We start from the raw sequence: 14,138 nt of genomic DNA, 5'->3' as shown, positions 1-14,138 counted from the left end.
CCAGCAGATCAGAATTGACTATGGAGACTAAATAAATGATCAGCCTGACACCGACAGCGCGAGCGCGTTCGACATGGCGCCTTGTGTTCGGGGCCGTTGTCGTCATGCTTTTCGGTGCGCCTTCCCTGGGCGACGCGCAGGTGGTTCAAGGCGTTCAGCAGGGAGCGGCAGCTGGCAACAAGGCTGCCGGACCCGTGGGCGGCGTGCTCGGCGGCGCGATCGGCGGTGTGGTCGGCGTCTTCACTGGTGTGCTTGGTGTCGGCAAGAACGAGCAGGCCGCGCCTGCGGCAAGTGGCCCCGATGCTACCAAGCAGGGCAGCGGGTCGAAAAATGCGAAAGCCGCCAAGGGCGGAAAGGGCACGAAGCAGGCAGCCGTGCTGACCCAGGAGCAGGGCCAGCCGCAGCTGACGGCCGAACAGATCGTCGCCAACAGCGATCAGAATATCGACCGGATCAAGGCCGAGCTCAATCTCACACCCGAGCAGGAAAAGAACTGGGCCGGCTTCAGCAGCGCGATGCACTATCTCGGCCACAATGGCGCCGACCGTCTCAACTTGCGAATTGCGCGTGCCAAGCGCGATCCGCCCGACGACATCATCGAGCAGATGCGCAATGAAGCCCAGTTCCTCAACGACCGCGCGGTCGACCAGCGCAACGTCGCCGATGCGGCGGAGCCGTTGTTCGCAAGCCTCAGCGACAAGCAAAAGCAGCTCTTTATCGAGGAAATGGTTCGCCTCAGTCACGAGCGCGGGCTCGACTAGGCTCCGACTCGCTCAGCAGCGTCCGCCGATGCACGTGCATCGGCGCCGCGAATAGCCGGGTACGTGTGCCCTGGGGTAGGTGGAAGGCCCAGCACCCGGCTATCCTGCCGCAGCGGCGCGGCCCTTCTATTCCTCACTCAAAATTGAGGAAACGCTGGCCGCTTCGTGCCCGAGAGATGGCGGGCTTATGGCCTCTTCGGGAACTGGGCGGTTACTCGCGAAATCCGTGAACAATGTTGGCCGATGTGCTCTTTGGACCACAATCCGCACACGGGTCAGGCATCGCCCGAAGGGCGCGGTGATCACGGACCTTCGAAGCTAACGGCGGCTTACGCCTTGGGGAAGTTCAGCTCCACGCCGACCCCGTCGGGATCGTAGAGGAAGAATTGCGTATCGCCGGTGCGCGGCACGATGCTTTCGCGGAATTTGACGTTCCTGGATTGCAGGCGCTTGCGGACGCCGTCAACATCGGTCGCGGCAAAGGCAATATGGTCGAGACGGCCGGTATCGTCATATTTCTTATCGGTGCCGCGTACCACGATGCCGTCGCGCGGCTTGCGCGTACCCATCAGATGGACCGTGGCGATGCCGCCGGAATAGAGCCAGTAGCCCGGGAAATCGAGCGGCGGACGGTCGCCGTTCTCCAGCCCCAGCACGTCGCAATAGAAATCCTTGGTCTTTTCCAGATCGGAGGGCTCGATGGTGTAATGTTGCAGAGTGCCTAGTGGCATCGTTTTTCTCCTTGGACAAATCAGACAAAGGTGAGGTCGGCGTCGGCGCCCATCATCCAGGCGCCGACGGTTTCGAAATGGCTGAACCGGCCCTGCAATTGCTGGGTCACGGTGTGGATATCCCGGAAGCGCCGCTCCAGCGGATGGTTCTCGAAGATCGCGGTGGCGCCCGCCGCGTGATAGGCGAAGTCGACCGCCTCGCGTGCCTTGTGAATGGCATGGGTGGCAGCCATGCGCACGGTAATGCGCTGCTCGACGGTGATGGTGGCGCCGGCACTGAGATCTTTCCAGATGTCGGCCATCGACTGCAGCACAAAGCCGCGCGCCGCGCGGAGGTTGACCTCGGCCTGCGCCAGGTTGGACTGGATCACCGCATTGTCGCGCAGCGGGCTCTTGAAGCCGCGCGGTACCTTGTTGCGTGCGATATCGACAAAACTGTCGAGCGCACCGCGGGCGATGCCGCAGGCGACGCCCGCGAAACCGACCTGATAGCAGGTGCCGGAGCCCATGCGGTAGAGGGGCCCGCTCTCGCGGCACTCGCGGTCGAATTCCCGCGTGATCGAATGGTCGGCGCGAACGAAGAAATCCGCGAGCGCGAACTGATCGCTGGCGGTGCCGCGCAGCCCGACGGTGTTCCAGATATCGGTCCAGGCGACGTCCTCGGCGCGCACCAGCATGGTACGTTCCTGCTGCACGCCGCCAGCATCGAGCTTGGGCGAGCCGTCGGCCTGATAGATCGGACAATGCGCGCCGAGCCAGGTCGCGTGGCGGCCGCCGGAGGCAAAGGCCCACACTCCGGTAACCTTGTAGCCGCCGTCGCACTCGATCGCCCTGACCTTCGGACCGGGACCCCAGGCCAGCACCGCGCGCGGGTCGTCGCCGAAGATGGCGCGCGCCACGGACAAATCGAGATAGGCCGCCGACATGGCGCAGCCGCCGGCCTGGCTCAGGCACCACGCGGTCGAGGCGTCGGCGCGCGCGATGGTCTCGATGACATGGAAGAAGGTGAGGGGATCGGTCTCGATCCCGTTCGAAGAACGCGGCAGCAGGAGGCGGAACAGGCCCGCCTCGTGCAATTTGTCGAGCAGTGCCGGCGGCAGCCGGCGCGTGCTCTCGATTTCGCCGGAAGCCGCCGCCACGGCGGAGCGCACCGCCTCCGCACACGCGATCACGGCCCGGTCGCCGGCAAGATCGGCGGAAGTCGCAAACAGCGTGTCCAAGGTCACGCCTGCCGCATGGAAGCCGTGGCTGCGGGCATGTTGGCCGTGAAGGCCAACTCCCGGTCGATCTGTTCGATCGACTTGCCCCGGGTCTCAATGCCGAGGAAATAGTACACCGCCCCGGCCATCAGGAACCAGCAACCGAGATAGACAAAGGCTAGCGGTATCTGCGGCAACGGCACATCCGGCTTGAGGTAGTTGCCGGAGCCGACGATCAAGGCGAGCCCTACCGGCCCAAGGATCTTCCCGATGCCGCCGAAACCATAGGCGGACCCCATGCCGGTGGTTCGCAGATGCGACGGCCAGATCTCGGCCGCATAGGGCCCGACAATGGCGAAGCCGCCATCGGCGAAAAAGTACGTGACGGCCAGGATCAGCCAGAACGCCGATACGCCCATGATCATGGAATCGTAGTTGTAGCCGGCCACGATCGTCAGGACGCCGGCCCCGAAGCCCAACAGGCCGCCGGCGTTGCGCCGTCCCATCAGTTCCGAGAAGAAGGCGAAGGAGAGACGGCCGACGAAGCCGAAGACCGTCAAGAGGATCATCATCTTTGCGGCTTCCTGTGGCGTCACCTTCAAGAGCAGCACGAACAGCGAAGGTACCCACAATGTGAGGCCGTAGACGCCGGTCTGTGCGCCGGCGTTGCCGAGCCAGGAGACGATCAAACTGCGTGGGTATTTGAAGAGGTCAAGCCAGTTGCTCTTGACGATCGGACCGGCATCCGCGGCCGTCGGCAACGGCAGCGCCGATGGCTCCATCTGCAGCGCCCAGGCGAGCGACTGGCGTGCTTCCTCATAGCGTCCCTGGCGGCACAGCCAGCGCGGCGATTCCGGTACCCAGAGCCGGACCAGGAGCACCAGCAACGCCGGCAGCACACCGAGCGCAAACAACAGCCGCCAATCGCCACTGCCTATGGAGGCGCCGAGCACGGCGCCAAGACCTGTTCCCAACGGTATCACGCAGGTCACGAGACCGCCGACCCAGCCGCGTTTGGAGGAGGGCATGAACTCCTGCACCAGCGGCAGGTCCACGCAATAGAGCCCGCCGACGCCGACGCCGACGAAGAAGCGCATCACGGAAAGGTAGATCCAGCCATTGTCCGGCGTGAAATACAGAAGGCCGGTGGCGATGGAGAAATTCAGCACGGTGCCGATAAAGACCTTGCGGCGGCCGATCCGGTCAGCAAGCCAGCCCCAGGCGTAGGCCCCCAGGATGGCCCCGATCCCGGAACTCATCAGTACAGTGGCGGACTGGCCGAAAGTGAGCTTCCACGGCCCGATCAGGAAGGCGAGCACGAAGCCGATCAGGAAGTAATCGAAGAATTCAAGCGCGTCGCCGATGATGGCTGCCGCAAGGATCTTGATCTGGTTGCCGGACAGACTCGTGCGGCGATCGAGTATCTCGAACATGGCGTTTTCCCCTTGGCGCATATTCGTTTTTTCAGCGGGCGTCGCGCCTGCGCACCGCCGATATCTGGAATGCTACGCTGTCAGCGCGGCGAACGGAAGGGCGCGAATTTTCAAATCGCGAGAACGCCGAAGGCGATCTACCGCAGATTGCAAAGCGTGTCGAATTCCCGCCGAGTTGGTTGAAACCCGTCACCGTCGCCAGCGTGAATTGTGCGGGGCGGCAAGACCGGTCCAATTTGTTTAAGGATTTGCGGTACCTTGGTTGCCTGCGCACGCCAGGCAAGGCAGAAGCCCATGGAAGAGAGACGAAAATACCCACGGACCGAAATAAATGAACCCGCCTTTGTGTCGGCGGGCGGCTCCGTCATGAGCTGCGTGGTGCGGAATATCTCGTTCGAAGGCGCGGCGATCGATGTTGCGAACCCGGCCTTTGTTCCCGCGCATTTCCGCCTGGTGATGGCGAGGGACTCCTCGGTCCGCGAATGCAGTATTGCATGGATCCAGAGAAACCGCATCGGCGTCAGCTTCGTTGCAGCGCCGCAACCACGGCAACCGCTGCAGCAGCCCAAGGAAAGCGAAGAGGCTGGCGTTTGAGCAGCGATCTGAGCTTCTGACCCAGGTCCTCGAACGACATCGCGCCTTGTGCCTCTCGCTATCGGCGATGCAGCGCGCCAGGATCGAGGCGGCCAGCGATGCGGCAGATGGCGATCAAATGGACAGCCTCGAAAAACGCATCACCGCGCGCAGCAGGGAGGCCGTCCGCGAGCTTGAAAAGACCCCGACAGCAATGGCGGGCCGCAAGGGCCCGCCACACAAAAGAACCAGGACAGCTCGAACCGGCTAGACCCAGCCAGCGCCGAGGTCGATACCGGAGGCGATCAAGCACAGCGACACCACCAGCCCGACGCAGCAAAACAATGCGACCGACTTGGCCGAAGGATCGCCCGCGCGCGCCGCACTAATTGAATTCATAGAAGCGACAGAAATCATGCTCATAAGAACCCTCTGCTGTTGGCCCTGAAATACATCGGGCCCACGAGGTTCTAGTCGCAAGATGTTTATGGCCGATTGAGACGCATCGTTAATCGAATCGCAATGCGATTGCGGATTCATCCGCCCGCGCGGCACTGGATACCGTCGATAATCAACCCCTCGAAGTACGAAGCACGATGGCGATGACATTGGCGGTCATGGCAGCCCGATCGGAGGCGCGTTGCGCTTCCAGGCGCTCCCTGGCTCGCTCCTCGATCAGCACGTCGATGAGTGCCAGCCGCTTTTTCTCGTCGACCGCTTCGGCAAGTAATTGCCGATAGCGGTGATAGTCGAAGCCCAGATCCTGCTTACGCATTTCACGCCCCCGCGCGCAACGCCACGAGGCAAAGTGTTCCGCAACCTGCAGTCGCGCGCAATAGGCTCGGATGAACTGTGCACAGGCGAAGTGCCGGGTCGCTGGCGGCCACGGTCGAACACAAGCGGCTACTTCGATGGATCGGTCTTTGGCTGATCGGTCTTTGGCTGATCGGTCTTGGACTGATCATTTTTGGGCCGTGCCGCTTCCGTGGCGCGGGCGGCCATCCAGGCATCGTATTCCGGCGTGCCCGGCCGCGGCGGCACGCCTTCGGGCTCGCCACCCATCCAGTGTGGCATGTCGGCAATGTGCTCGCCCGCGGTTCTGCCGGCGCAGGCCGACAGCAGCAGGCTGGCGAGGCAGAGCAGGGCTGACGTGATCTTTTGGAAGGGACGATTCATCTCATCGCGGTCCTGATGTCACCATAATACGGCGATCGCGGCGCGCAATTGTGGCGGCGAAGGGGTGGCAGAGAGGAGGTGCAGGGGGCGACCCACCGTCGGGAGACAATCCTGTGAAGCGCGCAGTGATCTTCCTCCGATAGCAGCTGTAGATGTCCAAGACGGTGGCCAGATAGAGATGGATGCGGCCCTGGGAGCCTCCCGATTTGGGTTGGCAAGAATCTCGTTGTTGGCGCAGAATAGAGGGGGTTCTCCGGTGGTCGGCAGGCAACCATGGCAAAGGAACTTAGGACCGCTCAAGAGCTATCCGACATGATCGTGTCGGCGCTCGGCGTTAACGGAGTCGAAATCAGCATTCGCAACGACCATGCCTTTGGGTGGCAGCCAACGGTAAATTCGTGTCCCGGTGATAAGATTTTCTTTCAACGACGCGTTGAGGAAATCGCAAACCGATTGCGTTTTCAGTTCGACTTGCGAGGATGATTCCTAGCCGGATGGTGTTTCTGCGCAAATGGAACGCACGGTAATCTTCACCCTCCGGGAGAGTGTTCAATCGATTGAAATCATTGAAGAGTGGCGGGCCACGAACGACGATGATGAGCAATATTGCTTCGCCGTAGCCCTATGATCCCGGAGCCCATAGCGCGCCGGAACCGGAGAATATACGTCTGCCTACGATCTGGCGCTGCGCCCACAAGGGGGCCGTTTCAGATGTCGCGGTCGTCCCTATGAGGCCCGATGGACAGGGCGCCAAACAATCCTAGAAATCGGTGCCATGTCCGTTTCTGGGTGTGGTCCGGAAGTCGAAGGCAAGGCGCCAAAACGACGCGAATGACCGAACTCGGACATGAGCCATACAGGTGCCTCCACAAATCGATCAGTAGTGCTGACCAGTCGACGACGTCTGAGAAGCCGCGCGGCATGTTATGCTGATTATGCTGGCGACATTTTGTCTCAGCAGCATTCGAACCGTCTTCTCGAACTCATTTAAGGACCTCCAATCATCTAGGATCTCCAGCCATCGATAAGGGAGGTCAACCATGAAGATCGTTGTGATCGGCGGTACCGGCCTGATCGGCTCGAAGACCGTCGCCATTCTGCGCCAGGGTGGCCACGAGGTCCTCGCCGCCTCGCCCAACAGCGGCGTCAACACCATCACCGGCGAGGGGCTCAGACAGGCCCTGGCCGGCGCGCAGGTCGTGATCGACCTCGCCAATTCGCCCTCATTTGAAGACAAGGCGGTGCTGGAATTCTTCGAGACCTCCGGCCGCAACCTTCTCGCGGCGGAGGCCGCAACGGGTGTCCGACACCATGTCGCGCTCTCTATCGTCGCAATCGATCGGACAGACAATGGCTATTTCCGCGCCAAGGTCGCCCAAGAGAAACTGATCAAGACCTCCGGCATCCCATACACCATCGTCCGCTCGACCCAGTTCCTGGAATTCCTCGGCGGCATCGCCGATTCAAGTGCGGATGGAAACCTGGTCAGGCTCCCGCCCGTCCGGTTCCAGCCCATCGCTTCGGACGACGTTGCTGCCAGCGTTGCCGATGTGGCGCTCGCGCCGCCGCACAATGGCATCGTTGAGATCGCCGGCCCGGAACGAGCGCCGTTCAACGAAATCGTCGCCCGCTATCTGAAGGCGGTCGGCGACCCGCGCGAGGTAGTGAGCGATCCCGAGGCCCGATACTGGGGCGGCCGGGTTGACGAGCACTCGCTCGTGCCGTTGGGCGAGGCGCGCCTCGGCCGCATCGGTTTCGACGAATGGCTCCGCCGCTCACAGGCAGCAGCCTGATCCCGCATCGGAGGTACGCCCAGTCTGTCCGAGCGGGTCCCGGGCAACGAACGAAAGAGGCGACTATGACGATCAAACTCGTTGCGTTGGTTCTTCTGTGCCTCATGACCGGCACAGCGGTGGCTCAGGAGCCTAAGGTCACGTCACTCATGTCTAAGGATCTTCCGGAGAATCCCGGCAGGGAAGCTCTGATGATCACAGTCGAGCATGCGCCCGGCGGGTCGAGCGCTATCCACCGACACAACGCACATGCGTTTGTTTACGTGCTGGAGGGCTCCGTCGTGATGCAGCTGAAGGGTGGACAACAGGTGACACTGAAACCTGGACAGTCCTTCTATGAAGGCCCTGATGATGTTCATGTCGTCGACCGGAACGCAAGCGGCACCCAGCCGGCGAAATTCCTGGTGCTCTTGATCAAGGACAAGGGCGCCCCGGCGCTCGTGCCCGCACAGTGATTGTTACGGCAACCACAGCAGGAGACAAACATGAGCTTGGACAACACCTCACACCCCGGTAGACCGGGGCCCGACGAGTTGGTTCCGTCGCGCTACGCGCTGCGGGTCGGCGAGATTGACGTGCTGGTGGTCAGCGATGGGGTGCTATCGCTGCCAGGCGCGATGTTGGCCCACAACGCCGACCCGGCCGTCCGGGCGGCCTGGCTGAACGACATGTTCCTGCCGCCGGACGTGCTCGAGTGGGCGCTAAACGTGGTCGTGGTGCGTAGCGGCGCGATCATATGCACGTGATGATGCGCCAGATCATGGCGCTGTTCGACGAGTACCAATCCAAGGAGAACGCCAAGCATCTGCTGCGGGCCTTGAAGGAGAATGCACGGCAGGGTTTTTGGAACGGCTCGCTGCCGCCGATCGGTTACCGTATCGTGGCTGCCGAGCAGCGCCAGCGCGAAAATCGGGTGTGAATATTGAGCCCGTTTGATCCGAACACCTCAGTGCCGAATGTCGCAGCCAGTGGCGATCCGATTATCATGACATCAAACGCCAATGATTTCTTCGTTGCGATTGAGGTAACCACCGGTTCGGGCCCCACCGCTGGGAGCGGGTTCGCGGAAGCGCGCTCCCCTTCACCTTCAACAATTTCATGGTGCAGTATCAGATCGTCTCGGCTGCCGGTTCCTGTACTGCCACCTTAGGATCAGGCGGCGGCGACATCGGTTACAATTGGCACCACAAGTAGCGCGCACGGCGCCTCCTTAGCGGCGTCGATTGCAATATCTCCATACCAGAGGCGATAGAGGGCGCCGTGCTGATGGGAGCCGAGGATAAGCAAATCCGCACCAAATTTGCGCGCCTCTTCCATGATCGTTTCTAGAGTTGGCCCCTGAACCGTCAGCGCCTGGTCCACTCGAATGCCAGCAGCGCGCATTTGATCGGCAACAGCTTGGGCTTGCTGATGTTCCAAACGAAATTGTTTTGCTCGGTCGTCCCGCAACGTTTGGTCGTAATTTATCGGCGCGTGGCCACCAGTTTCCGCCGGTTGCGCGCTCTTGATATAACCGACAAAATCCGGATCGGGGTCGGCAACGTGAATAATGTCGACGATTGCATCGAGCGCTTTGGCATAGCGCTGTGCTTCCGCAAGCAAGCGGTCAGTTCCGGGTTTCAAGTCGATTGCCACTAGGATGCGATACGCGGTGCTCATAAATTTTTCCGCTGAATGTCTAGCTTTGCTTCTTGGTAGCAGACCGGGAATGCAGAGGTCCAACCTCGACGCTGCTTGCGGCGCCGCACCTCTCGCCCCGGTTGAGTAAGTGGCTCCCGCGAGAAATGGTGGTGTATTGGGCCCCCTAACGATTTAAGGTCCATCGCTGCGCTCTTCGTCGCCTTGCCGCTGAAATTGCAGCCCGAACAGCATACCCCGCTGCGAAGCCGATAAGGTATGGAAGCGCAATCAAAGCCACTGACCGGATGGGTTCCATTTGGCTGCGCTAACACGAAATCGCGCCCAGGTTGTGGCGATAGCACCCGATCCTGTGTGACCAATTACCGCACGATTCCGCGAGCCTATCGGACCGGCACCAATGGTCCGACCGGTTCGTGGAAATTTCACGGCGGCTGTATGTCCTTCCACTTTGAGAGCGAGAAGGCTCATTCTCATTTTTTAGCTTTCGTCGAACGGCGCCAGATGAACCAGAGATTTCGAGAATGCCGACAGCTGGTCTATGACGACGCATTTGAGGCGCGAGTCACTGCTCATTTGGCTATACCGGTGGTGGGCAATGTACCCAATGAGGTGAAAACCAAATATCTTTACGACGTTGCCATTCTGCTCAGGCGAACACTCACGCGTTGTCTCGCGCTGGCAATGTGTCGCCTTCTCGAGAATCCCAACGAGGGGGGCAAGATGGGAGTAACCGCGTCAATTGCTAGCCTGTGAAGCTGATCAAAGATGGGGCGTTGCTCGACGCAAAAGCGATCGATGGCCTCTACGCTGAATTCGCGGGAGTCAAGATGAACGCGGCATATGGCGAATACGATCTCGTAAAGTCGCTATTTGGCCTGCGCAACATGCAGATCGCGCACAGTCTCATTCCCTGGAAGGAGCCCACAGACGAGCTTTGGGGTCACCACCTGCTCGATTTCGTCGAAGCAATATTTGGGTTTGTTGTAAAGATAGAAGTTGCCCTGACTGCGGCGACAGGCACCTCTCTCGGTGACCTGAAAACGAGCGCCGAAGCATTTCGGGATAGCGCGGGTCAGTTTTGGCGGGCACAAACAACGCTGAAGTTCTTGGCAGACGGCGAGCCTCCCAGCGGCAAATTAGCTAAGTAAGAGCGGCCCAAGCACCGGTCGAACAACAAGGCAATAGGGCCAAAAGGGATTCTAGGCATTGGCTTCTTGAATTCCTCCGACCAATTCGAAGATATTTCGCTTCAGATTTAGCATATCCAAATCCAAGTCGACCGCTGTTACCAGCTTCGCGACCCGTACCTTATCGTCGGGCGCGAGCCGGCCGAGCAGCTGTGCGATCAATTTGGCTGATCCCCATCGTCGCCTGACATTCGCGGCCCCCGCCTGTCTGCCGATCGTGGCAGGCGGGTTCTTCTGGAACTAATCCCGCCGCGAAGGAGTCGACTCTAGGCTTCCGGGCTTCGTGCCCCCCAGCCCCCCGGAAGCAAACCTAGGTTGGCGGCTCCGGCGCGCCCCATCGCGCTGGGGCCGTTTCCTTAGGGGCCAAACACAATCCCGCAAGATTGCGAAACGTAGCGAGCATTTCGCTGCCGGGTCATCATGATCGACGACCGACCACATTCCGATCAGAACAAGTGCGGCAATCGCGGCAACGGCAATCAGGACGAGGAGGGCGCCGCGGCTAATTGTTCTTTGTACATTTCGGATCGACGCGAAACAAAAATCTCGTGTTTTCAGTAGTTTATTTGATATTTTTGGCGGAAGGGGTGGGATTTGCTCGTTTGTTGATTTCGTTGGGTAATTTCCAGCGGACTGGCAAACCTTGGCCCGTAGTGTACCGCTGAATTGTTTGATGTTTTTGCGGCGGTGGCAAACCCTAGCGGGCCGACTGTAGTTCGAATCCCAGACTGTCCTCCAAACCCACGGTGCCCTTCGGTGACTCAGAAATGGCCGCTGGTGCGTTTTGGTCTATTTCCCGCACAGGCCAGGTCGGAGCGAGAATAACGAGCCCCTGACTCGCTAACGGCTTCGCGGAGGGGCGGTGCTGTTGGGACTGTCGATCTGGTCTCACGGGTGGACGCGGAACGAGAGGGTGCTAAAAAGGACTTTTCTTTGTTCCGCAAGGAATGGCAATGGGCGCATCGCGTGCAGGGAAAATATTCGCGGTGATAGCCGTCTTGATTGCAGTTTAGCAATAGTGGTCGCGATCTGTTAGAATATTGCTTGAGCGAAAATCAGGTCCAAAAGACAGGCTGTATCTACATCACGGGCTTCGTTCATGGGGCTCAGTTGCATGCAGAAATGAGCGACACGCTCTGCCTTCCTGGGAGTCTTACTGGCGAAGAAGCGGTTTCGGTTTTTGTGAGAAAATTGAGAGAGATCGCTCAAGTGTCAAACAAGCAGGGTTCACCACCAGCGCAGGCGAAGCAGTTCTTTTCGGAGTCGGCGAACATCTCCGTCGCGGCAGCCCTTGCGCTCCAATACCACTGCCCAAAATGAGGCCGCAAGACCGACGTTTTTCCCGGCGATCTACAAACCTGAAACGTCCAAATGGCGATCCCGCAGCGGATTCGCACCGCGAGAAGTTGGAGCGCGATGACAATATCGCAGAGTGGATCAAGATAACCGAACGAATACTTTCGCAATCTGCGAAAGAAATGCCGCAAGGTCGCGGCCAGCCAGAAGGCGGGGTAGCCGCAGCTGCCCGCGACCCCGATCTCGAATAGGCCCTAGATGACTCAGCGCGCCCCGCTCGTGCGTTTGGGCTATTGGCCGGATGTTTGGCAGGCAAAGCTGCAACAGGTCCCAAGGCGCCTTAGAAAACGATTTGAACAGCTATGGGAAATGCCCGCCAGTGCGGGTCCGGCTTGCGGGCTGTCCTGTCCCAGCCGATCGGCGCCAGCCCATGGGCGGATTCGCCCTGCGTTCCGTCAAGCCATTTTTGGTGAACCGCTACGAAGGCCGCTGGTGAGCCCGGATTGGGGGATGCTTGCGTCATTTGCCTTCCGAAATCCGCCGCCGGCCGTCCTTGGTCAGGACGAGGCCACCCAAGACTTCCTTCGCGTAGCCGATATCCTTGAGCCGGGATTGAATGCGGGGCGGAACGTGATGGGTGGTCGGATGCACCGCGAGCTGCCGCAGGGCCTCAATTTCCAAATCATTTAGCTCTGGGGGCAGAATTTGATCCATGCCCCCAATATGCGCCCGGCTCGCACGTTTTCCAGTCAGTAAGTCTGCCACAATCAACGTGACTACCAGAACTTGCGAAGGCCGTTCGCCGGGCTTTAGAGAGTCGCTGGTGAGTCCGGCTACTGCGGGCTGTCTGGTGCCGGTCGATCGGCGCCAGCGCACGGGCGGACTCGCCTCTCGTTCCGTGAAACCATTTCAGGCCGGGTCGGAGACCGGACCGACAAAACTCAAGGCTCGTATAGTATGGCTAATACCGAGCGGCCCTCCTGCCCGGGGGCGCTGTTACGGTAGTTGGGCTGACCAGCCCCTAGCCTGACGAGAGGCCGTCCTCCAACAGGCGGCCTCTTTCGTTACGGCGATCGGCGCCAGCGCAGGGCTCGCCCGCTCCCTTGCCGGCACTGGCCTGAGGCCGGCGAACCGCTCCCGGAATCGAAAACGCCACACTAACACAAAAGTTAATTGGCGGAGGCCGATCACAAACCCACATCAAAATCGTGCCGTTTCATCAGCCCCTCGGCACAACCCCACGACGGCCTCAGCTCCCCCCAGCTGAGGCCGTCAATGAGCGGCCGTGAAACAAGGGCCGATTAGGGTGCGTCAAATGATTGAAGCAGTTGCTGCAATTCTCGGTTTGTTTAGCGCCAGCGTATTTCTTGCTCATGCGGTTGACGCGTATCGCGCAAATGAACGTCGGAAGCGAATCCTTTTGACTGTGCGACGGGACAGTTATTCCGTTCGAGCAGGGGCGCACGATAGGTGATGTACCATGCGTGATGAATTTGCTTCTTACAGCTTCCTCGCTGTGACCGTTGCGGGTCTTGTCCTTCTTTGCACTGGCCTGGTGGCTCTCGTAATTGCCTAATCCGGACGGAAGCTACCGCCGATCTATCGGATAGACCCTGCACGAGTCTAGGAACGCCGCTGGAGTCCGGGATGTCGGGCATAGCTCCCGTCAGCAAATCGATTTTGCGAGTTGGTTGCGGTCCCTAGGGCGTTTGGGGTGCTTTTCTGTCATCTTCGCCCCTTTGCCTTGAGGATCAGCCGGCTATCGAGCCAGTAGGCACCCCAAATAGAGCCTGAAAAGATCAGGTCAGAAACGAGCGCCTTGAAGGGAAGGTCGTTCATTCCCTAAATATGCGCCGTCGATGCTACGTTTTCCAGTGCGTAAGTCTGCCACAATCAAACTGACCCACTACCAGAACTCCAGAAGGCCGATCGCCGAGCCAGAGAGAGTCGCTGGTGAGTCCGATTTCTGCGGGCTCCAATGTGCCGGCCCGGCGGCGCCAGCGCAGGACGCGGGCGCATTGGCTACCTGTGCCAAGCAGGAGTGCGGCCATAACGCGGTAGCGGCCCCTTTCGCGCGGCCTCTTTGCTTAAACTACGGTCTGCTGCGGTGCGGCAATCCGGTCTAGTATGGTGGATGACCAGTAGCCCCAACGACTATTTCGTCATTACCTACCAGCAAGGTGAGCGCCCCGATCGCTGGAGCTGGGAGATACGCCGCAAGAGCAAACCGTTGGGTATTAAGATGACCGGAGACGGATACCAGTCCGACTCGGCCGCGAGATTTGCGGGCAAGGAAGCGCTGGCGGATTTTCTGTTCGATTTATTGAAAGAAGAAAAACGGAAGTAAG

Annotated in this window: 17 protein-coding genes and 2 pseudogenes; 10 read left to right on the top strand and 9 right to left on the bottom strand. The window is 60.1% G+C overall.

The window, feature by feature from the left end:
• Nucleotides 1–35 precede the first annotated feature (35 nt).
• Nucleotides 36–761 (top strand): Spy/CpxP family protein refolding chaperone, encoded by a 726-nt coding sequence (locus B5525_RS31485; RefSeq protein WP_079569545.1) that lies wholly within the window; start codon nucleotides 36–38, stop codon nucleotides 759–761.
• Nucleotides 762–1,090: 329 nt separating this feature from the next.
• Here B5525_RS31485 and B5525_RS31480 read toward each other — a convergent pair whose 3' ends face one another.
• Genes B5525_RS31480 through B5525_RS31470 form a run of 3 tightly spaced genes read right to left on the bottom strand, consistent with a single transcriptional unit; the run spans nucleotide 1,091 to nucleotide 4,124 of the window.
• A complete protein-coding gene (locus B5525_RS31480) occupies nucleotides 1,091–1,492 on the bottom strand; it encodes a VOC family protein (RefSeq protein ID WP_079569544.1) in 402 nt (133 codons plus the stop codon).
• A 20-nt stretch (nucleotides 1,493–1,512) separates the two neighbouring features.
• Nucleotides 1,513–2,712, bottom strand: a complete 1,200-nt coding sequence (locus B5525_RS31475; protein ID WP_172900014.1) for an acyl-CoA dehydrogenase family protein — start codon at nucleotides 2,710–2,712, stop codon at nucleotides 1,513–1,515.
• Between the two features lie 2 nt (nucleotides 2,713–2,714).
• Nucleotides 2,715–4,124 (bottom strand): MFS transporter, encoded by a 1,410-nt coding sequence (locus B5525_RS31470; protein WP_079569540.1) that lies wholly within the window; start codon nucleotides 4,122–4,124, stop codon nucleotides 2,715–2,717.
• A 258-nt stretch (nucleotides 4,125–4,382) separates the two neighbouring features.
• On the opposite strand from B5525_RS31470, the gene B5525_RS31465 reads away from it, so the two are divergent.
• Nucleotides 4,383–4,718, top strand: a complete 336-nt coding sequence (locus B5525_RS31465; RefSeq protein ID WP_244567654.1) for a PilZ domain-containing protein — start codon at nucleotides 4,383–4,385, stop codon at nucleotides 4,716–4,718.
• Between the two features lie 246 nt (nucleotides 4,719–4,964).
• On the opposite strand, the gene B5525_RS45580 is transcribed toward B5525_RS31465, so the two are convergent.
• From B5525_RS45580 to B5525_RS31450, 3 genes are all read right to left on the bottom strand, one after another.
• A complete protein-coding gene (locus B5525_RS45580) occupies nucleotides 4,965–5,120 on the bottom strand; it encodes a hypothetical protein (RefSeq protein WP_172900013.1) in 156 nt (51 codons plus the stop codon).
• Between the two features lie 148 nt (nucleotides 5,121–5,268).
• Entirely contained in the window at nucleotides 5,269–5,472 is a 204-nt protein-coding gene (locus tag B5525_RS31455) for a hypothetical protein (RefSeq protein ID WP_079569536.1), read from the bottom strand.
• 128 nt (nucleotides 5,473–5,600) lie between these two features.
• Nucleotides 5,601–5,873 carry a hypothetical protein gene (locus B5525_RS31450; protein ID WP_079569534.1) on the bottom strand — a complete coding sequence of 91 codons (273 nt, stop codon included), beginning with the start codon at nucleotides 5,871–5,873 and terminating at the stop codon, nucleotides 5,601–5,603.
• 1,040 nt (nucleotides 5,874–6,913) lie between these two features.
• Here B5525_RS31450 and B5525_RS31440 point away from each other — a divergent pair.
• The 4 genes and pseudogenes from B5525_RS31440 to B5525_RS31425 form a co-directional block, all read left to right on the top strand.
• A complete protein-coding gene (locus tag B5525_RS31440; RefSeq protein ID WP_079569531.1) occupies nucleotides 6,914–7,666 on the top strand; it encodes an SDR family oxidoreductase in 753 nt (250 codons plus the stop codon).
• Between the two features lie 65 nt (nucleotides 7,667–7,731).
• Entirely contained in the window at nucleotides 7,732–8,121 is a 390-nt protein-coding gene (locus B5525_RS31435) for a cupin domain-containing protein (protein ID WP_079574035.1), read from the top strand.
• A 30-nt stretch (nucleotides 8,122–8,151) separates the two neighbouring features.
• Nucleotides 8,152–8,394, top strand: a pseudogene (locus tag B5525_RS31430) (MBL fold metallo-hydrolase); the annotation flags it as partial.
• Between the two features lie 2 nt (nucleotides 8,395–8,396).
• Nucleotides 8,397–8,564 (top strand): annotated as a pseudogene (locus B5525_RS31425) (recombinase family protein); the annotation flags it as partial.
• A 254-nt stretch (nucleotides 8,565–8,818) separates the two neighbouring features.
• Here the strand turns inward: B5525_RS31425 and B5525_RS31420 are convergent.
• On the bottom strand, nucleotides 8,819–9,325 hold the full coding sequence (locus B5525_RS31420) for a universal stress protein (protein WP_079569528.1): 507 nt from the start codon (nucleotides 9,323–9,325) through the stop codon (nucleotides 8,819–8,821).
• Between the two features lie 333 nt (nucleotides 9,326–9,658).
• On the opposite strand from B5525_RS31420, the gene B5525_RS31415 reads away from it, so the two are divergent.
• Together B5525_RS31415 and B5525_RS31410 are read left to right on the top strand one after the other, a co-directional pair.
• The gene (locus B5525_RS31415; protein ID WP_154073562.1) at nucleotides 9,659–10,060 is read left to right on the top strand and encodes a hypothetical protein; all 402 of its coding nucleotides are present in this window, start codon (nucleotides 9,659–9,661) and stop codon (nucleotides 10,058–10,060) included.
• Nucleotides 10,057–10,455, top strand: coding sequence for a hypothetical protein (locus B5525_RS31410; protein ID WP_079569525.1), 399 nt, complete (start codon nucleotides 10,057–10,059; stop codon nucleotides 10,453–10,455). Before B5525_RS31415 ends, B5525_RS31410 begins: the two co-directional genes overlap by 4 nt.
• Nucleotides 10,456–10,506: 51 nt before the next feature.
• Here the strand turns inward: B5525_RS31410 and B5525_RS44720 are convergent, their stop codons facing one another.
• Nucleotides 10,507–10,656, bottom strand: a complete 150-nt coding sequence (locus B5525_RS44720; RefSeq protein ID WP_154073561.1) for a hypothetical protein — start codon at nucleotides 10,654–10,656, stop codon at nucleotides 10,507–10,509.
• An 882-nt stretch (nucleotides 10,657–11,538) separates the two neighbouring features.
• Between B5525_RS44720 and B5525_RS31405 the strand changes: the two genes are divergently transcribed.
• A complete protein-coding gene (locus tag B5525_RS31405) occupies nucleotides 11,539–11,814 on the top strand; it encodes a hypothetical protein (protein ID WP_079569524.1) in 276 nt (91 codons plus the stop codon).
• Nucleotides 11,815–12,309: 495 nt separating this feature from the next.
• On the opposite strand, the gene B5525_RS45575 is transcribed toward B5525_RS31405, so the two are convergent.
• Entirely contained in the window at nucleotides 12,310–12,666 is a 357-nt protein-coding gene (locus tag B5525_RS45575; protein WP_172900012.1) for a hypothetical protein, read from the bottom strand.
• Between the two features lie 1,258 nt (nucleotides 12,667–13,924).
• Here B5525_RS45575 and B5525_RS31400 point away from each other — a divergent pair.
• Complete coding sequence (locus B5525_RS31400; protein WP_079569522.1) at nucleotides 13,925–14,137, top strand: hypothetical protein; 213 nt, start codon at nucleotides 13,925–13,927, stop codon at nucleotides 14,135–14,137.
• Nucleotide 14,138: the final 1 nt, after the last annotated feature.

It is taken from the genome of Bradyrhizobium erythrophlei, from assembly GCF_900129505.1.
GTDB classification, from domain to species: domain Bacteria; phylum Pseudomonadota; class Alphaproteobacteria; order Rhizobiales; family Xanthobacteraceae; genus Bradyrhizobium; species Bradyrhizobium erythrophlei_D.
The sequence above is the reverse complement of the archived record's forward strand: the minus strand, read 5'-3'. Positions and strand labels throughout refer to the sequence as shown.